The 19,833-nt window shown below is 38.5% G+C and carries 17 protein-coding genes and 4 pseudogenes; all 21 read left to right on the plus strand.

All coding sequences use genetic code 11. The annotated features are described in order from the left end of the window. The 21 genes and pseudogenes from mraY to NBRC111893_RS09060 all read left to right on the plus strand — a co-directional run bounded on the left by mraY (position 1) and on the right by NBRC111893_RS09060 (position 19,825). Positions 1–960: a phospho-N-acetylmuramoyl-pentapeptide-transferase gene (gene mraY, locus NBRC111893_RS08960; protein WP_125008792.1), complete on the plus strand. Its 960-nt coding sequence runs from the start codon at positions 1–3 to the stop codon at positions 958–960. Between the two features lie 66 nt (positions 961–1,026). After that, a pseudogene (murD, locus tag NBRC111893_RS08965) lies at positions 1,027–2,406 on the plus strand (UDP-N-acetylmuramoyl-L-alanine--D-glutamate ligase). Continuing rightward, on the plus strand, positions 2,406–3,476 hold the full coding sequence (murG, locus tag NBRC111893_RS08970) for an undecaprenyldiphospho-muramoylpentapeptide beta-N-acetylglucosaminyltransferase (RefSeq protein ID WP_125008794.1): 1,071 nt from the start codon (positions 2,406–2,408) through the stop codon (positions 3,474–3,476). The pseudogene murD and the gene murG overlap by 1 nt, the downstream one beginning before the upstream one ends. 40 nt (positions 3,477–3,516) lie before the next feature. Then, positions 3,517–4,437 carry a cell division protein FtsQ/DivIB gene (locus NBRC111893_RS08975; RefSeq protein ID WP_125008796.1) on the plus strand — a complete coding sequence of 307 codons (921 nt, stop codon included), beginning with the start codon at positions 3,517–3,519 and terminating at the stop codon, positions 4,435–4,437. A gap of 99 nt (positions 4,438–4,536) precedes the next feature. Beyond that, on the plus strand, positions 4,537–5,847 hold the full coding sequence (ftsA, locus tag NBRC111893_RS08980) for a cell division protein FtsA (RefSeq protein ID WP_125008798.1): 1,311 nt from the start codon (positions 4,537–4,539) through the stop codon (positions 5,845–5,847). A gap of 29 nt (positions 5,848–5,876) precedes the next feature. Further along, a pseudogene (gene ftsZ, locus NBRC111893_RS08985) lies at positions 5,877–7,165 on the plus strand (cell division protein FtsZ). 46 nt (positions 7,166–7,211) lie between these two features. Beyond that, positions 7,212–7,556, plus strand: coding sequence for a cell division protein SepF (locus tag NBRC111893_RS08990; protein WP_125008871.1), 345 nt, complete (start codon positions 7,212–7,214; stop codon positions 7,554–7,556). A gap of 23 nt (positions 7,557–7,579) precedes the next feature. Next, on the plus strand, positions 7,580–7,855 hold the full coding sequence (locus NBRC111893_RS08995) for a YggT family protein (protein ID WP_261341446.1): 276 nt from the start codon (positions 7,580–7,582) through the stop codon (positions 7,853–7,855). Between the two features lie 18 nt (positions 7,856–7,873). Further along, on the plus strand, positions 7,874–8,665 hold the full coding sequence (locus NBRC111893_RS09000) for a YlmH family RNA-binding protein (protein WP_125008799.1): 792 nt from the start codon (positions 7,874–7,876) through the stop codon (positions 8,663–8,665). Between the two features lie 14 nt (positions 8,666–8,679). Beyond that, positions 8,680–9,282, plus strand: a complete 603-nt coding sequence (locus NBRC111893_RS09005; RefSeq protein WP_125008801.1) for a DivIVA domain-containing protein — start codon at positions 8,680–8,682, stop codon at positions 9,280–9,282. A 288-nt stretch (positions 9,283–9,570) separates the two neighbouring features. After that, complete coding sequence (gene ileS, locus NBRC111893_RS09010; RefSeq protein WP_125008803.1) at positions 9,571–12,378, plus strand: isoleucine--tRNA ligase; 2,808 nt, start codon at positions 9,571–9,573, stop codon at positions 12,376–12,378. A gap of 69 nt (positions 12,379–12,447) precedes the next feature. Continuing rightward, complete coding sequence (locus NBRC111893_RS09015; RefSeq protein ID WP_125008805.1) at positions 12,448–12,663, plus strand: cold-shock protein; 216 nt, start codon at positions 12,448–12,450, stop codon at positions 12,661–12,663. A 123-nt stretch (positions 12,664–12,786) separates the two neighbouring features. Then, a complete protein-coding gene (locus NBRC111893_RS09020; protein WP_439957183.1) occupies positions 12,787–13,275 on the plus strand; it encodes an NUDIX hydrolase in 489 nt (162 codons plus the stop codon). Positions 13,276–13,284: 9 nt separating this feature from the next. Beyond that, positions 13,285–13,569: a hypothetical protein gene (locus tag NBRC111893_RS09025; protein ID WP_125008809.1), complete on the plus strand. Its 285-nt coding sequence runs from the start codon at positions 13,285–13,287 to the stop codon at positions 13,567–13,569. 9 nt (positions 13,570–13,578) lie between these two features. Then, a complete protein-coding gene (locus NBRC111893_RS09030) occupies positions 13,579–14,280 on the plus strand; it encodes a 5'-methylthioadenosine/adenosylhomocysteine nucleosidase (protein ID WP_125008811.1) in 702 nt (233 codons plus the stop codon). 5 nt (positions 14,281–14,285) lie between these two features. Next, positions 14,286–15,449 carry a cysteine desulfurase family protein gene (locus NBRC111893_RS09035; RefSeq protein ID WP_125008813.1) on the plus strand — a complete coding sequence of 388 codons (1,164 nt, stop codon included), beginning with the start codon at positions 14,286–14,288 and terminating at the stop codon, positions 15,447–15,449. Then, on the plus strand, positions 15,449–15,793 hold the full coding sequence (locus NBRC111893_RS09040) for a DUF1831 domain-containing protein (protein ID WP_125008815.1): 345 nt from the start codon (positions 15,449–15,451) through the stop codon (positions 15,791–15,793). The genes NBRC111893_RS09035 and NBRC111893_RS09040 overlap by 1 nt, the downstream gene beginning before the upstream one ends. A 151-nt stretch (positions 15,794–15,944) precedes the next feature. Then, positions 15,945–16,982, plus strand: coding sequence for a branched-chain amino acid aminotransferase (locus NBRC111893_RS09045; protein WP_125008817.1), 1,038 nt, complete (start codon positions 15,945–15,947; stop codon positions 16,980–16,982). 165 nt (positions 16,983–17,147) lie between these two features. Further along, positions 17,148–18,270: pseudogene (gene mnmA / locus NBRC111893_RS09050) on the plus strand (tRNA 2-thiouridine(34) synthase MnmA). Positions 18,271–18,404: 134 nt separating this feature from the next. Beyond that, positions 18,405–19,060: pseudogene (locus NBRC111893_RS09055) on the plus strand (histidine phosphatase family protein). Positions 19,061–19,069: 9 nt separating this feature from the next. Further along, positions 19,070–19,825 carry a tetratricopeptide repeat protein gene (locus NBRC111893_RS09060; protein ID WP_125008819.1) on the plus strand — a complete coding sequence of 252 codons (756 nt, stop codon included), beginning with the start codon at positions 19,070–19,072 and terminating at the stop codon, positions 19,823–19,825. Positions 19,826–19,833: the final 8 nt, after the last annotated feature.

Below are 19,833 nucleotides of genomic sequence, written 5' to 3' on the forward strand. Positions count from 1 at the left end.
ATGAATAATTGGTTAATACCACCAATTCTTGGATTTTTAATAACAGCGTTAGGAATGCCAAGCTTAATTAAGTATTTTAGAAATAAGAAAGAGGGGCAAATGATTCGTGAAGAAGGCCCTTCTTGGCACGAAAAGAAATCTGGAACCCCCACTATGGGTGGTATTTTGTTTATCATTGCCATCACTCTGGCTGACTTGGTTTATGGTGGTATTAGTGGATTACTCAGTCCATCACTATTGATTCTTTTGTTTGTACTAGTATGTTTTGGATTACTGGGGATGTTCGATGACAGTATCAAAATTTTCAAGCGGCAAAATGAAGGATTAAAGGCATGGCAAAAAATGTTTGGTCAAATTGTGATTTCGGTTATTTTTGCTTGGGTTTATATTGCCGAAGGCTTTCCAATGGCCATCAAAATCCCGTTTGCAGGCGACTGGAATATTGGTTATTTTTATATACTGTTTGTTATCTTCTGGCTTGTTGGCTTTTCTAATGCGGTTAATCTAACTGATGGATTAGATGGCCTAGTTTCCGGTTTAGGCATCATTGCTTTTACAGCCTATGCAGTTATTGCGAATATGCAGCATCAAATTGATGTTATGGTGTTCTGTATTACTGTGGTTGGTGCGTTGATTGGTTTCTTTATTTTTAACCACAAACCAGCAAAAATTTTCATGGGCGACATGGGATCATTAGCTTTAGGTGGATCAATTGCTGCGGTATCAATTTTATTACACCATGAATTTTCATTATTAATCATTGGACTTGTGTTTGTACTTGAAACAATGAGTGTAATGATTCAAGTTGCATCATTTAAGTTAACTGGTAAGCGAGTATTCAAAATGACGCCAATCCATCATCATTTTGAAATGCTTGGATGGTCGGAATGGAAAGTTGATTTAACTTTTTGGGGAATTGGGCTAATTATGGCAATTCTCGCAATCATTACAATTGTCTAACTAAACTGGATTTTATCCAGTTTTTTATTATATTTAACATTAAAGTTATTTCGAAGGGATAAAGCCATGAAAATGATTGAAGATTATAAACAAAAACATGTATTAGTATTGGGAGCTGGAAAGAGCGGAACCAATGCGGCAAAGGTCCTTAGAGAATTAGGCGCAATTGTCACGCTAAATGACTCTAAGCCAAGAACTGAACTGCCTGAATTAGATGAGATTGAAGAATTAGGAATCGAAACGGTTACTGGGGGACATCCCGCTGATTTAATTGCTCGTGCCTTTGATGTAATAGTAAAAAATCCAGGAATTAATTATGAGAATCCGGTGGTAGTTGCTGCCGAAAGTAAGAGTACTCCCATCATTACCGAGGTCGAATTAGCCGCCAAAATTACCGATGCTGAAATCATTGGTGTAACTGGAAGCAACGGTAAAACAACAACGGTTACCATGATTACAGATATTCTTAATCAAAACCGCGAAAAGGGGAGAGCTTACGCCGCCGGAAATATTGGAATTTCTGCCACCGCGGTTGCCCAAAAGCGACTAAGGACGACACAATTGTGATGGAGCTCTCTAGTTTTATGTTACTAGGTATTAAAGAACTTCATCCCCATGTTGCAGTCCTAACTAATATTTTCTCAAATCATTTGGATTACCATAAAACTCGAGAAAACTATGTTAATGCCAAAATGCGGATTACGATGAATCAAACCGCTGATGATTTTTTTGTGGTTAATTTTGATAATGATGAATGGAAACAACTAAGCGAACAATCCAAAGCGACAGTTGTCCCATTTGCCAGAGAGTCAATCACTGATAAGGGAGCTTATGAACGCGATGGTAAGCTATACTACAATGATGAATTTATTATGGATGCTGACGATATTAAAGTTCCTGGTAAGCAAAATGTTGAAAACGCCCTCGCTGCAATTGCAACTGCTAAAGCATTAGGAAAATCAAACTTTGCAATTACCACGGTCCTTGAAACGTTTAAGGGTGTTCGTCACCGGTTACAATTTGTATTGGAATCAGATGGTCGAAGATTTTATAACGATTCTAAGGCTACTGATATCGAAGCAACCCAGATTTGCTTTGGAGGGGTTTGATCGACCAATCGTTTGGATTGCTGGTGGTCTTGATCGTGGTTATAAATTTGATAAGTTAGTTCCACAAATCCGGGATCACGTTAAAGCCGCAGTGTTGTATGGGGAAACTAAGGAATTGTTATTAGATGCGGTTAAACAAGCTGGTATTGAAAATGTGTCAGTTGTTGATACCTTAGCCGAAGCCGTCCCCAAGGCCTATGCTTATAGTGAAAGCGGCGATATCGTACTCCTTTCACCGGCCAATGCTAGTTGGGATCAATTCAAGACGTTTGAAGAACGTGGTGACCAATTCATTACGGAAGTAGAGCATCTGACGCATAAACGGGAGGAAGCATAATGAGATTAATTATTTCTGGTGGTGGAACTGGCGGTCATATTTATCCAGCATTAGCGGTTATTGAGGATTTACTACAACAAGAACCGGATTCGGAAATTCTCTATGTCGGTTCAGAGCGAGGATTAGAAGGCGGGATTGTTAAAAAACAAGGGATTAAATTTATTCCACTGGAAATTCAAGGCTTTAAGCGTTCATTATCCATAGAGAATTTTAAAACCGTTTCACTTTTTTTAAAGAGTGTTAAAAAATCTAAGCAAATTATCAGGGATTTTAGACCTGATGTTGTCATTGGTACTGGTGGGTATGTATCAGGAGCAGTAGTATATGCTGCTGCCAGAATGAAGGTGCCAACCTTGATTCATGAGCAAAATAGTGTCGTAGGCCTTACCAATAAATTTCTAAGTAGGTTTGTTGATAAAATTGGGGTCGGATTTGAAGCTGCTAAAGGACAATTTCCAGCAAAGAAAGTTGAATTTGTGGGTAATCCTCGAGCTCAACAAGTTGCAAATATGAAATCGGATTTTAAATGGTCTAGTATCGGATTATCAGATGATAAACGGACCGTCCTAATTTTTGGTGGTAGTCAGGGAGCTCCTAGAATTAATTCAGCAGTTGTTGATACAATTACTAAATTTAGTCAAAGAGATTATCAGGTTGTGTTTGTAACGGGTCAAAAACGTTATGATGGAATTATGCAAGAACTAACTAACATTAAGGTTGCTGATAATGTTAAAGTTTTGCCATACATTGACAACATGCCTTCGGTTTTACCAAAAGTTGATTTGATTGTTGGTCGATCTGGCGCAACTAGTATTGCGGAAATTACGGCTTTGGGAATTCCAGCCATTTTAATTCCAAGCCCTTACGTCACGGCAGATCACCAAACGAAAAATACACTTAGTTTGGTAGAAAATGATGCGGCATTGATGATTAAAGAACCAGAATTAAATGGGGAATCCCTATTAAAGAGTATTGATCACTTAATGCTTGATAACCAGCAGCGTGAACATATGGCGGAACAGTCGAAAAAAATGGGGGTTGTTGATTCGGCGATCGGGTACTTAACTTAGCGAGGTCAATCAATAAGTAGCCATTTAAGGGGAAAGTTCGATGGCAAAAAAGAAAAAAGAAACAGAAGAACTAACACCTTGGGAACGGTTAAATACCGAAAACCAGGTAGAAAAGCAGAAACGCCAAAAAAAGAATAATCGGCAGCATGTTAAAATTCCTAAACTAAACCTTAGTAACTTTCAAGTTGATAACTTGAAGCGATTATCGCCACTACTGGTTTTATTAATCTTAGGGTTGATGATTTGTTTATTTTTTATTACTCCGTATAGTCGAGTCAACAAAGTGACTATTACTGGTAATGAGATGATTTCGACCGCAGGAATTAAAAAATATACAACCATCAAACCACAGGAATCGATGATTAAAATTTGGGGTCATAAACGGGCATTAGCTAGCGAGCTAAAGGATAAAAGCCAACGGTTAGAATCAGTAACTGTTAATACAGCTAACTTTAATAACGTCAACATCAAGGTTAAAGAATATCCGACGATTGGTTATTTATATGTTGATCGCGGTTATGAGCCAATTTTAGAGAGCGGCGTGATTTTAAGAAGCAAAGTGCTTAATCCTAATGCCGATTATCCAATTGTGAAAAATTTTAAAGATCCGCAAATTCTTAAGCGATGTTTGGCACAGTATAAAAAGATTCAGCCAAATGTTCGAGCCAATATTGTTACCGTTAATTATTCACCGACTAAGTTGAATAAGGATCGAGTCGTTTTGAAAATGCATGATCAGAATGTGGTTTTAGGTACTATTAAAACCTTTGGCAATAAGATGAATTACTATCCTAGCATGGCACAAAAGCTTACTACTAAAAGTATTATTGACATGCAAGTTGGAGCTTATTCGTATCCAATGAGTAGTAAGAAAAGTTCTACATCTGGCACCGCTTCCAAAAAATCAAAAGTAAGAGCTACTAAGAAAAAACAGAACACCCGTTCCGTTACTGATAGATAAGGATTTTGAAGTCTAATTATCTTTTTTTATTGAATCGGTATGTGGTAGAATTGGAATGTATTAAAATTAATTAATAGTGTGGAGGTTCCTTACATAATTATGGATAATTCAGGTTTATATGTGGGACTTGATATAGGAACCACCTCAATAAAAGTGATTGTTGCAGAAAAAGTAAAAGGGCAATTGAACGTTATTGGTGTGGGGAATGAGCCATCTAATGGTTTAAGCCGTGGTGTTATTGTCGATATCGACCAAGCGGCAGAAGCAATTAGGGGTGCAGTAGATCAAGCTCAAGAAAAAGCAAGTATTGAAATTAAAGATGTAATTGTTGGCGCACCAGCTAACATGTTAAAAATTGAACCATGCAATGGATTGATTACAATTGATGATCGTTCTCGGGAGATTACTGCTGAAGACGTCAGAAATGTCGCTTCTTCAGCAATGGGGACTAGTTTACCTCAAGAACGTGAAGTGGTTGATATTCAACCTGAAGAATTTATTGTCGACGGATTTGATGGAATCAAAGATCCTCGTGGAATGGTCGGAGTCAGACTTGAAATGCGAGGTAAGTTAATTACTGGTTCTAAAGGCATCATGCATAACTTACAAAAGGCAGTTGAAAAGGCTGGCTTAAATATTCAGTCAATGATCCTAACACCGTTAGCTGAAAGCCATCAGCTTTTAAATGATGGTGAACAAGATTTTGGAACGATTATTGTTGATTTGGGTGGTGGACAAACCACGGCCACGGTATTCCATGATCACCAACTTAAGTTTGCGACGACTGATCCAGAAGGTGGGGAATATATCACTAAGGATATTTCTATCGTATTAAATTCATCGATGAGCAATGCTGAAAAGTTAAAACGTGATTATGGTTACGCTGATTCACTTCAAGCATCTGCTGATAATGAATTTCCCGTGGAAGTTGTGGGTCAATCAGAACCAACATATGTTGATGAAAAGTACCTAGCTGAGATTATTGAAGCTCGATTGAGTCAAGTTTTTGATCGGCTCAAGGATCAACTGGAGCAAGTGTCTGCTTTAGAGTTGCCTGGTGGCATCGTCTTGACTGGTGGAGTTGCTGCTTTGCCAGGAATCGCCGATTTGGCGGCGGATCAGTTTAACACCAACGTTAGGGTTTATATTCCTGATCAAATGGGCCTAAGACACCCATCATTCTCATCAGTATTGTCATTGGTTTCATATTATTCAGACTTATCAGATATTCAACTAACAGTTAGATCAGCAGTCAGTGCAACAATGACCGCGGTACCTAAGGTAGTAGAACGGAGCTCTCAACCAACAAGTAGTAAGCCTGTTGCTCAGAATGATTCAAAACATCAAAAAAACAATAAAAAGAAGCGTGGAGAAGGCATTAAAAACTTCTTCAGTGATTTCTTCGATTAGGAATATCAACAAACGGAGGTAGTAAAGTTATGGAATATTCACTTGATTCCGCACAAAGTCATGGTGCGAAAATTAAAGTATTTGGAGTCGGTGGTGGTGGTAGTAACGCCGTTAACCAAATGATTAGCCAAGATGTTAAAGGCGTTGAATTTATCGTTGCCAATACTGATGTCCAAGCATTGGAAACATCTAAGGCAGAAACTCGAATTCAATTAGGACCTAAACTAACCAGAGGATTAGGGGCAGGTTCTAATCCTGAAATTGGTCAAAAAGCTGCTGAAGAAAGCGAAGAAGCAATCACTGAAGCACTTGAGGGTGCTGACATGGTATTTGTTACTGCAGGAATGGGCGGAGGTACTGGTAACGGTGCTGCCCCGGTTGTTGCCAAAATTGCTAAAGACTCTGGTGCTTTAACCGTTGGGGTAGTTACTCGTCCATTTAGTTTTGAAGGACCTAAACGGTCTAAATATGCTGATGATGGGGTAGCTCAATTAAAAGAAAATGTTGATACCTTAATTGTTATTTCTAACAACCGATTACTAGAAATGGTTGATAAGAAGACGCCAATGATGGAAGCCTTTAAAGAAGCCGACAATGTGTTGCGCCAAGGTGTCCAAGGTATTTCCGACTTAATTACTAGTCCGGGATATGTTAACTTGGATTTTGCTGACGTTAAGACAACTATGTCTAACCAGGGATCAGCTCTTATGGGAGTCGGAACTGCAATGGTGAGAACCGGACAGCTGAGGCGACTAAGAAAGCTATTTCGTCACCACTACTTGAGGTTTCAATTGATGGTGCAGAGCAAGTATTGCTTAATATTACTGGTGGTCCAGACTTGTCATTGTTTGAAGCACAAGATGCTTCAGATATCGTATCCCAAGCTGCTACTAGTGACGTTAACATTATTTTCGGTACTTCAATCGATGAAAACCTTGGGGATGAGGTACGGGTAACTGTAATTGCTACGGGAATCGATAGACGTCGTGATCAACAACAACGTGGTAGCCGGCTCCGTTCAACCAACAGATTTACAAGCCCTCAACAAACTAATAATCAACCAAATCAAATGACTGATCGTGATGTTAATGCAGCTACTGATCGTCAAGTAAATGAAGACCCACTTGGTAATTGGGATATTCGTAACCAACCTTCTAGTTCGCGTTCAGATACTTCAGACAATAGTCAATTTAATAACGTTGAAAAACGAGATTTTGATCCATTCCAAGCTGATACACCAGCCGATGATCAAATTAACGATAATGGTGACAGTGACGATGATGTTCCACCATTCTTGAAGCACCGCCGTAATCGCTAATTAATAAAGGTTCGATTGCTAGGATTTGCGTTTGAAAGGAGCCGCTATGTCACAAAAATTCAATCTTGCTAACTTTTTTGGTGTTGAAAATGAACAACCTCAAAAGCCTCAGCAAAACAGAAATAATGTCGTGCCAATGGCACCTAAAGAACCAATGAAAAGTGAATTGATTATTTGTACCCCTGCTAACTATTCTGATACTGACGAGATTGCTCAGAAGTTGATGGATGGGGTTGCTGTAATTGTACAATTCAATAAGTTAGATTCTAACTCAGCAGCAAGAATGGTTGATTTTTTAAACGGGATTGTTTATGCAATCAACGGTTCTATCACAAGACTGGAACAAAATATTTTTATTTGTACTCCAGCCAATTTTAAAGTTTCTAAGTAGTTTGTACTTTAAGGAGAAATTAGTTGGTAACAATCATAAGTTATATCGTTACGATTCTGGCAAGATTAATTAATTTATACATGATTTTAATTATGGTTTACGCACTATTAAGTTGGTTTCCTGGTGCGTATAGTTCCACATTAGGGCGTTGGCTTGCTAAAATCGTTGAGCCATACCAGAGTATGTTTAATTTTGCTTCATTTGGAATGCTAAGCTTTGCGCCAGTGGTGGCAATTTTGGTCCTGTATTTCATTCAAATGGGGATAATTTATCTTGGTAAATTACTGATTGGAATCTAAGTAACGGGGGAGTAAAAGATGGTTGATGTAAATGTGTCACAGCACTTTCGCCCTGATGAACAAGCGTTTGTCGAATCTGTTGCTGATATTTGTAGTCGAGTTGAAAATGAGTATCGTCCAATTCAAACTGATTTTTTGAATCCTCGTGAAATGTACATTTTTGAGGCAATAGCCAACCGGTTTGATTCCGTTTCTTATCGTTTCTTTGGTGGATATGATAATGCTGAAATGAAACGCGCGTTAGTATATCCAGAGTATTTTGAGCCTAAGACGACTGATTTCAATATCGCAGCATTTTTAATTGATTATCCAACTAAATTTGCTACTTTATCCCACGGACAAATACTGGGTACCATTATGGGCAGTGGAATTAATCGGAATGTTATTGGGGACATTATCACTGATGGAGATACCTGGCAATTTATTTGTGAATCCGAGATGAGCGATTTCTTACAGTCGCAAATTGAAAAAATCGGTAAGATCAAGGTTAAGTTAAAACCAATTGATGTTGACCAGCTGGTTTTTCCGGTTGATGAATCAGAAGAGACCGGCACAACGGTCTCTTCATTACGGTTAGATACTGTGATATCAGAAGGGTTTAATTTGTCTAGACATCATGCAAAGGAATTAGTAGAAGGTAAAGCAGTCCGCCTTAATTGGGAAACGATTGATCGACCTGATGTTGAAGTGTCAGTTTCAGATGTCGTGTCGGTTCGCCATTTTGGTAGAATTAAAATTAAAGAAATTTCTGGTCTTACTAAAAAAGGTAAAATTAGGATCGTAATTAATTTATTGAGGCGTAATAAATAGGAGGGGTGTCACACATGGTATTAAGTCCACAAGATATTCATAATAAAGAGTTTTCGTCAAAATTACGGGGTTATAATGTTGACGAAGTAAACGATTTTTTAGATCAAATTATTAAAGATTACCAAACAGTATTACAAGAAAATCGCGATTTAAAATCGCAACTAGATGAAAATAACGATAAGTTGACTTACTTTAACGATTTAAAAGATTCTTTGAATCAATCAATTATTGTTGCGCAGGAAGCTGCTGATAAAGTTAAGACTAATGCGAACAAAGAATCTGAAATTATTAATCGTGAAGCTCAAAAGCAAGCTAATGATACGGTCAATGAAGCAACGGATAAAGCTAACCGGATTTTAGAGGAAGCTTCCAAGCGGGCTAAAAAATTAGCGATTGAAACGGATGATCTTAAAAAAGACACACGGGTATTCCGTCAACGTCTTCAAGTTATGTTAGAAAGTCAGCTTGAAGTAATTAAAAGTCGTGATTGGGATCAATTGCTTGATGATTCAGGATCCGCAACATATGAAGACATTGAAAAGGTTGTTTCAGAGCTTGACAGCAATTCATCTAAGAGCGTAAAATCAAATTCACAGCAGGAAATTCCGCTGAATTAGTGGAAGATACTCCTGCAACTGACGATGATGGGGAAACCGTAGTGATTTTCCAGATGGTCAAACTGAATAGTATTTCGATTAGAGAATAGAAAGTCATTAACGATAATTTCAGAGAGCTAACGTAGGTGAGAGTTAGTATTCAACGTTAATTTCAGATCAGCTCTACATATATCGAAGTTTAATGAGAGAATGTTAAAATTCTAAATTTGGGTGGTACCACGAAGATTTCGTCCCTTGCGATGAGGTCTTTTTTTATTACCTAAATTATATACAGAAAGGATGTCAGCTATGCGTGTTAAAGATACTTTAAACCTTGGTAAAACCAAGTTTAAGATGCGTGGAAATCTTCCAGTTAAGGAAGCTGAGCGTGAACAAGCCTGGGATGAAAACAAGGTTTATCAGCTCAGACAAAAATTAAATGAGGGCAAACCATCTTTTGTACTTCATGATGGTCCTCCATATGCGAATGGCGATATCCACATGGGTCATGCATTGAACAAAATTTCTAAGGATATTATTGTTCGATATAAGTCAATGAATGGATTTAGAGCTCCGTATGTTCCTGGTTGGGATACACATGGACTACCAATTGAACAACAACTGGCAAAAGCCGGACATGATCGGAAAAAGATGAGTACTAATGAATTCCGGAAACTTTGTCGGGAATACGCATTAGAACAAGTTGAACGCCAAAAAGCTGGATTTAAGCGGTTAGGGGTTGCTGGTGACTGGGATAATCCATATCTTACTTTAAAGCCAGAATTTGAATCTCAAGAAGTACGCGTATTCGGAGCGTTTGCTAAGCGTGGCTTGATTTATAAGGGAAAGAAGCCGGTATATTGGTCATGGTCATCAGAATCTGCTTTGGCCGAAGCCGAAGTTGAATACCATGATATTACCTCACCATCTGCTTTTTACGCAGAAAAAGTTATTGATGGTAAAGGTGTCTTGGAAAACGATAATACGTACATGATTGTATGGACCACCACCCCTTGGACTATTCCTGCTTCAGAAGGAATTACCATTGATGCCGACTTTGATTACTCGGTTGTTCAACCAGAAGGCGATGATCGGAAGTTTGTTATTGCCAGTGAACTTTTAGCTAAAGACAAAGATTTATTTGGCTGGAATAACGTTAAAGAATTAAAGGTTGTTAAAGGTAGTGACCTTGAATATGTACTTGCTGAGCATCCCTTTGACCACAGCCGTAAGTTGGTTACCATGTTAGGCGACTTTGTGACACTTGACGCTGGTACAGGACTTGTCCACACTGCGCCTGGATATGGTGAAGATGACTTTAACATTGGTCGGCAATACGACTTGGATATTTTTGCCCCAGTTGATGACAAGGGTTATCTCACTGAAGAAGCCGGTAAAGATTTTGCTGGAGTGTTCTATGATGACGCCAACGAAATTGCTTTAAATAAGTTAAGAGAACAGAACCTCTTACTCCATTACATGCCAATTGTTCATAGTTATCCATTTGATTGGCGGACTAAGAAGCCAATCATCTTCCGAGCAACGCCACAATGGTTTGCATCAGTTGATAAGATTAAGGACGAAATTTTGGCTTCAATCGAGGATGTTGAATTTTTCCCTTCATGGGGTAAAGTTCGTTTAGCTAACATGATTAAGAACCGTGGCGATTGGGTTATCTCACGTCAACGGGTGTGGGGTGTTCCCCTACCAATCTTCTATGGTGAAGATGGTGAAGCTATTATTACTGAAGAAACGGTTAACCATGTTGCTGACTTATTTGCTGAATATGGTTCGGATGTTTGGTTTGAACGCGAAGCTAAGGATCTATTACCAGACGGCTTTACAAGCGAACATTCACCCAATGGTAAGTTTACTAAGGAAAATGACATCATGGATGTCTGGTTTGACTCTGGTTCTTCTCACCAAGGTGTATTGGCAGAACGTGAAGAATTAACTTATCCAGCGGACTTGTACCTTGAAGGATCAGATCAGTATCGTGGTTGGTTTAACTCAAGTTTGATTACTAGTGTGGCAGTTTCAGGACACGCTCCATACAAGCAAGTTATGTCACAAGGATTTACATTAGATGGTGAAGGCCATAAGATGAGTAAGTCTCTTGGCAATACAATTGCTCCTGACGAAGTTATTCAAAAGATGGGGGCTGAAATTGTCCGGCTTTGGGTAACATCTGTGGATACTTCTGCTGATGTTCGGGTATCAATTGATAATTTCGTTAAAATTTCTGATTCATATAAGAAAATTAGAAATACGGTTCGTTACCTATTGGCTAATACTTCAGACTTTGATCCTAAAGAAAATGGCGTTGATTTTGCTGATTTAGAACCTGCTGATAAGTACATGATGGTAACTTTGAATGAGTTTGTAAAAAGTGTTAAAGCTGATTATGACAACTACGATTTCCTTGATTTGAATAAGCGATTGTCTAACTTCGTTATTAACGATCTTTCGGCATTTTATTTAGATTTTGCCAAAGATGTTGTCTACATTGATCGTGAAGATGGACATAACCGACGTTCAATGCAAACAGTTATGTACGCCGCTGCAGTTGCTTTAACTAAGCTAATGACCCCGGTATTACCGCATACTGCTGAAGAAGTTTGGGAATTCCTTAAGGAACCCGAAGACTACGTGCAACTTGCAGAAATGCCTGAGGTGGTTGATTATCCAGGTGCCGATGAATTAATAACTAACTGGCATAAATTTATGGACGTTCGTGGAGATGTCTTAAAGGTGCTGGAAGAAGCTCGTGATAACAAATTGATCGGTAAATCTTCTGAAGCCCATTTAACAATTTATGCTACTAGTGAAATCAAAGATTTATTTGCCAGTCTAAACACGGATTTGGAAACTGTTCTAATGGTTTCAAAACTTTCAATTGCTGATTTTGCCGATGCCAGTGATGAAGCAGAAAAATTTGATGCTGATGGTTTGGCACTGGTAGTTCAACATGCTGAAGGTGAAGTATGTGAACGTTGCCGGTTAACTAAGGACGACTTAGGAACCGATGCCGACTATCCAACTCTATGCGCATCATGTGCTGAAATTGTTCGTAGCGAGTTCCCAGAAACTGCTACTGAAGGTTTCGAAGAAAAATAATTGCATTTACTTGATAACTCCCGTAGATTAAGTCTGTGGGAGTTATTTATTTAAGGAGGAACAATAATAATGTTAAAAGGAACAATTAAAAGTTATAACGAAAAAAATGCATTTGGATTTATTGATCAGGATGAGGATAAGGACGACTTATTCTTCTTTAAGGATGCTGTACGGCCAGAGCAAATCCGTGAGATTGCTCCCGGCAAACGAGTAGAGTTTGTCACTGCTCCAGGTAAAAAAGGTCCACAGGGTGCGAAAATTACAATCATTGAAGATGAAGCTTAAGCAGGAATTGCATTAAGCGTTTATTCTATGTAGAATGGGTTTAATGATGAAAATAGGTGATTTTGTGAATTTTGAAGAAAAGTACTTTCAACTGAAGAGATATATAATGGTGCAATCATTGATGTGGAACGTCAAACAGTTGAGTTGCCTGACGGTCAAACCAGTCATCGAGAAATTGTGCGACATGCTAAAGCTGTTGGCATTTTGGCTATTGATGATCAGGATGAAATGATTCTTGAAAAACAATGGCGAGCACCAGTAGCTAAAACGGTTCTCGAGATTCCTGCTGGCAAAGTAGATGATCGAGATGAAGCTGATTTAACCCATGCTGTATATCGGGAATTAAATGAAGAAATTCGGATGGTTCCAGATCGCGTGGAAAAATTATGTGGGTTTTATTCCTCAGTCGGATTTAGTGATGAATTCATGGAATTATACCTGGCCTCTGGTTTAAAACCGGTTGAGGACAAGTTACCTCGAGATAAAGGGGAGTTCTTAGAATTATCCACAGTTTCTTTACCAACTGCATTGGCAATGATTAAAGATGGCAAGATTGAAGATGCTAAAACTATCACAGCTATTCTTTACTGGCAAATGCTTAAGCAAAAGTAGGTGATTAACTTGAATAATGACCAAGATGAACCAGGAAAACTAACTAGAAAACAATATCGAGAGTTAAAAGACGGGAAACGGCCAAAACGTGATGAATCAAATTCTGGTGAAGCAGTTCCACCAGTTAGTGAGCAACCAATTGGTCGGAATAAACCTGAAAATGTAACGCGTGAGGATGGCACAGATTACAAAACACCTCGTTGGCACCGGATTAATCGCCGGTTAAATATTGCAATGGGAATTTTAATTGCTTTAATTATTATCGTGTATTTAATTTTAATTTTTATAAACTAGGAGATTACAATGACATACGGAATTATTTGTGCAATGGGCGAAGAATTGGCCATTTTGCAAGGTAAACTAGAAAACGGCACTAGTAAACGGGTTGGCCACACCGACTTCTTTGAAGGTACAATTGCTAACCAACCAGTTGTGTTAGTACAATCAGGAATTGGTAAAGTTCAAGCTGCGATTACTGCTTCAATTTTAATTAATAATTTTAATGTGGATACGCTAATCAACTCTGGTTCCGCAGGTGGAATTGGCGAAGGATTATCAGTCGGCGAAGTTGTGGTTTCTACCCAAACTGCTTATCATGATGTTGATGTAACTGCATCTAATTATGAGGTCGGCCAATTACCTGGTCTTCCAGCTCGATTTGATGCTGATGAAGAATTAGTTGATGAAATCATGGCTGCTGCTAAAGCTAGTGGCATGGAATCACAACGTGGATTAATTGTATCTGGCGACCAATTTATTGCTGATTCACAAAAGATTGCTACAATTAAAAAGAATTTTCCTGACGCGCTTTGTTGCGAAATGGAAGGAGCAGCAATCGGTCAAGTTGCATATGAGAATAATGTTCCGTATGCAGTTATTCGGGCAATGTCTGATGTTGGAGATGAAGACGCAGACCAATCATTTGATGAATTTATTATTGATGCCGGTAAACGCTCCGGTCAAATGTTAATTAATTTATTTGAGGAACAAGCATCGAGGAAGTGAAAAAGATGGAAGAAATATACTTAGATAACGCGGCAACTACTCGGTTGTCGGATGAAGTCTATACAGAAATGATGGATAAGTATAAGAATGTTTACGGTAATGCTTCGACGCTTTATGGACTAGGTCGTGAAGCTAAATCTGTCATGGAAACATCTCGGGAAATTATCGCTAACAGTATTAATGCAGCACCTGATGAAATTATCTTCACTAGTGGTGGCTCCGAAAGCGATAATACTGCTATTATGCAAACGGCACTTGCTAGAAAAGAAAATGGTAATCATATTATTACCACTGCTATTGAACATGAGGCGGTACTTCAACCAATGGAGGCATTGGAGAAGCAAGGATTTAATGTGACTTATCTTCCAGTTGATGAAAATGGTAACATTTCATTAGCTGACTTCAAAGCTGCTTTGACTGACGATACAATCTTGGTTTCAATTATGATGGGTAACAATGAAGTTGGATCCGTAATGCCGATTCATGAGATTGGTGAAATCTTAAAGGATCACCAGGCTTGGTTCCATACGGATGCCGTTCAGGCATACGGATTGTTAGATATTGATGTTAAGCGTGATCACATTGATTTGTTATCAACATCAGCGCATAAGATTAATGGTCCCAAGATGATTGGTTTTCTTTATAAGAGTGCAGGAGTTAACTTTCCAAGCTTTGTTAAGGGTGGTCAACAAGAGGACAAGCGCCGAGCTGGAACTGAAAATGTTCCAGCAATTGCTGGATTTGCCCGAGCCGTGGAAACAATTGATTCAGCAGAAAAACGACATCGACAACAAAAGTACTATGAGTTTAAGCAATATATAATTGAGCAACTAACAGAAAAGGGTGTTCAATTTAAGGTTAATGGTGAAGTCGAACCTGATAATCTAAATCATGTGCTTAACATCTGGCTTGAAGGGGTTTCAACGTATGTGATGCAAACCAACCTTGATTTGGCTGGTATTGCCGTGTCAGGTGGTTCAGCATGTACTGCTGGAAGCATCGAGCCATCACATGTATTAGTTGCCATGTTTGGTGAGGACAGTCCTCGAATTGGTGAATCAATCAGAATTAGTTTTGGCCGTTATACAACCAAAGACGACCTTACTAAATTAGTTGATACAATCGCTAGTATAATTAGTCGATTGGAAAAAAGAGGAGTGAAGAGCTAATGGCATTCGCAAGCGAAGTAACCGTTCTTGGCGATTCTATTACTTACGAAATCGCTGATACGATTAAAAAATTTACCCTTAAAGATGTTGGATTTGTGGAAACTAAAAATGGTAATTATTCATTAGATAGATCGTTAGATCCAACGTCTCCCTACAATGCTTCATACAAATTAAAAATAATGGTTAACACAGACCTCAGTGGCTTTAAGATGTCGACAACTACTGGAAATGGTTTAGCTAAAGTAAATATTTTTAAAACTGAAGATACTAAAGAAAGCGTTGAACAATTTAGATTTGTAATGCAAAATCTAATTGATCGTGGTGTTTTTAAAATCAAGGATTAAAATTAAAATCGTTGCTGAGGATTCCTCAACAACCCATTTTTTTGAATATACTTGTAACTAGATTTAGCGAATACTATTGACAGTCAGGGATTTTAAAATTAGAATCATATTAAAAATCGATTAGATTTATTTTTGAATTGGAGGCATACTTATGGCAAAAGCACAACCAGCATCAGAAATTGATTGGAACAACCTAGGATTCGATTATATGGATTTACCTTATCGATTTCTTGCCCACTATCAGGATGGCAAGTGGGATGAAGGCAAATTAACTGAAGACAGTACTCTACATATCAGTGAAGGTTCAACTGCTCTCCACTATGGCCAGGCTGACTTTGAAGGCCTAAAGGCTTATCGCACTAAAGACGGTTCTATTCAATTGTTTAGACCAGACGAAAACGCAAAGCGGATGCAAAATAGTTGTCAACGACTATTAATGCCGGGATTCCCAGAAGATAAGTTCGTCGAAGCAGCTAAGAAAGTTGTTAAAGCTAATGCTGATTATGTGCCACCATACGGGACAGGCGGTACATTATATTTACGACCACTAATGATTGGAATTGGCGGTAACATCGGAGTTCATGCTGCCACAGAATATTATTTCACCATTTTTGCTATGCCCGTTGGCGCATACTACAAAGGCGGCATGGTGCCAACTAAGTATGTAACTTCTGATTATGATCGAGCTGCCCATCATGGAACTGGTCAATCAAAAGTTGGTGGGAACTATGCTGCAAGTTTGCTTCCAGGTGACGAAGCTCATAAAGCTGGATATTCAGATGTAATCTATTTGGATCCAATTAATCATCAAACGATTGAGGAAGTCGGTTCTGCTAATTTCTTTGGAATTACTAAGGATAATGAGTTCATTACCCCTAAATCACCATCGATCCTGCCAAGTATTACTAAGTTTTCACTACTCTGGCTTGCTGAACATCGTCTTGGCCTAAAGGCATCCCAAGGAGTGGTTGACGTCGATGACCTTGATAAATTTAAAGAGGCCGGTGCCTGTGGAACGGCAGCAGTAATTTCACCAATTGGAAGTCTAACCCATAATGGTGATAAGCACATTTTCTATAGTGAGACTGAGGTTGGCCCATTAACTAAACAACTTTATGATGAATTAACTGGAATTCAATTCGGTGATGTGGATGCTCCCGAAGGTTGGATTCAAAAGGTCGAAGTTTAAAGCTAGACTTTAACGCTCATCTTGTTAATTTAACCGGGATATTTAAAGTAACTTACTAAAAGTGTGGAATTTCGTTTCAATTTGAGTTATCATAACATTTACTGGAAATTACGACCTTCAACTCGTGGATTCTCCAGAATCTATATTGAAATGATGGTGGTTTTAATGCAAGACAACAGTCAAACTCGAGTCGTTGTTGGGATGAGTGGTGGCGTCGACTCTTCAGTCGTCGCTTATCAATTAAAGCAACAAGGATACGACGTGATTGGGGTTTCATGAAGAACTGGGACGATACTGACGAAAATGGTTTCTGTACAGCTACAGAGGATTATAAAGATGTAGCTAAGGTTGCAATGAAATTGGAATCCCATACTATTCGGTTAACTTTGAAAAGGAGTATTGGGACCGTGTGTTCACATACTTCCTTGACGAATACAAGAAGGGCAGAACTCCTGATCCAGATGTTATCTGTAATAAAGAAATCAAGTTTAAGGCATTTTTAGACTATGCAATTGAACTTGGTGCTGATTACATTGCAACTGGACATTATGCTCAATTAACTCGGGATGAGGATGGTCATAATCATTTGCTTCGGTCAACTGACATGAACAAAGACCAGACTTACTTCCTAAGTCAATTATCTGCTGATCAACTTGATCGCGTTATGTTCCCAATTGGTGACATGACTAAGCCTGAGGTTCGTAAGATTGCTAAGTCAGCTGGTTTAGCAACTGCTGAGAAAAAAGATTCCGTTGGAATTTGTTTTATTGGTGAGAAGAACTTTAGAGAGTTCCTAGGCAACTATCTTCCTGCAACGCCAGGTAAGATGGTTACTGTTGACGGTGAAGTAAAGGGCGAGCATGCTGGCCTTATGTACTATACAATTGGTCAACGTAAGGGTCTAGGAATCGGTGGCGATGGGGTTGATAATCAACCTTGGTTCGTCGTTGGTAAGGACTTAAAGAAGAATATTCTTTATGTTGGTAAGGGATACGAGAACGAGTTATTGTATGCGGATTACTTGGACGCTTCTGATATTCATTGGGTCAATACCCTTGATCGTGGTCAAGATTTCCACTGTACTGCTAAGTTCCGTTATCGCCAAAAGGATCAGGGCGTTACTGTCCACATTAGTGATGATGGTAAGACAGTTCGAGTTGACTTTGACGAGCCAGTTCGAGCAATCACGCCTGGTCAGGCAGTTGTATTTTATGATGGCGAAGAGTGTCTAGGCTCTGCAATCATCGATGCTGCTTATAAGGACCAAAAGGAATTACAATACGTTTAATAGTTAAATTAAAGTGAGCTATGACAACTGTCAAGCTCACTTTTTATTTTCTTGAAAATTCACTTTGAGGATTCTTTTGAAAATGTAAGCAAGTCCTGTCATAATGGTATAGAGATATTTATGGAGGCAACGTTTTGACAAAACTATATTTTGTTCGCCATGGTAAGACTGAATGGAACTTAGAAAGCCGTTATCAAGGATCAGGTGGCGATTCACCATTGTTAACGCAAAGTTATGAAGAGATGGAGGAGTTGGCTAAGCATTTCTATGATGTCGACTTTGCCCATATTTTGCCAGTCCAATTAAGCGAGCTAGAATAACCGCTGAAACGATTGCAGAACATTTGAAGAGCCGACCCCAAATTACGTTACTATCACGGCTAGCTGAGTTTAATTTAGGAAAAATGGAAGGGATGAAGTTCACTGAGGTTCAAGAACAATATCCTGAAGAGTTTATCAATTTTCGAAATTACCCTGATAAGTATGATCCAATTAAAATTGGAGGCGAATCTTATCCAGACGTAATTGAGCGGATGACTCCAGCGATTATGCAGATTGTAACGGAATATCCGACTGAAAATGTTATGATTGTTAGTCATGGTGCGGCTTTAAATGCAGAAATGAATCATTTATTAGGCGCAAGCCTCCCCAACTTGAAAAAACGGGGTGGGTTAGCGAATACTAGTACTACAACTATTGAAACCAAAAATGCTGGCCAGTCATTTGAATTGATTAGCTGGAATGACACAACATACTTAAATCGTAGAATTGATAAGACTGATATTGTGTAGGTGAAAGTAATGAAAAATGATGATAAAAAAGTAACGGACTTACAAAAAAAGAATCAAGAAAATCAACGTAAATATATGAGGACCCGTGAACAAGAAGAAGAAAAGGCCAAGCAAATAGTTCACAAACTAGTAACTAAGATTGATCAGGAGCCCAACAATTATCATAATTACTATGAATTAGCGACTGTCTTAGTTGAAGGCAAGGATTATGAGCAGGCAGAAGAATTGTTAATGAAAGCTTTAGGATTGTTTTCAGATGCGAACCAACCTGCGACAGATTTGTTAAAATATGGTTTGGGAAACGTTTATTACGCGGCTGAAGAATATGATAAAGCAATTGATATCTTTCAAAATGTGGAAGATCATCAATTAAAAGTTAAGGCATATGTAATGCTTGCTCAAAGTTACATGGCTAAAGGTGATAACAAGCGGGCAATGGTATTTGCACTTACTGCCCAAAGCGAAGCTAAAGATGATCCAGAGGTTAACAAATTAATTGGTGATAATTTATTATCATTAGGCAATTTTCAACAGGCTGGTGAGTTTTATGACTTAGCTTTAAAGACAGAGCCAGATAATGGTCCAGTTAATTTTGACCGGGGTCTTGTGGCTATGGTAGATGGTGAGAATTATCAACCTTACTTTGAAAAGGCTAAGCAATTAGATCCTGATTATTATGAAAAGGGTCAACAGAAATTACAAGATATTGAAAAATTTATCCAGATAAACAAAGATGCTGATTCTAACAAGAATGATGAACAATAGCATAGGAG

This window comes from Lentilactobacillus kosonis, from assembly GCF_003864335.1.
Classification (GTDB): Bacteria; Bacillota; Bacilli; order Lactobacillales; family Lactobacillaceae; genus Lentilactobacillus; species Lentilactobacillus kosonis.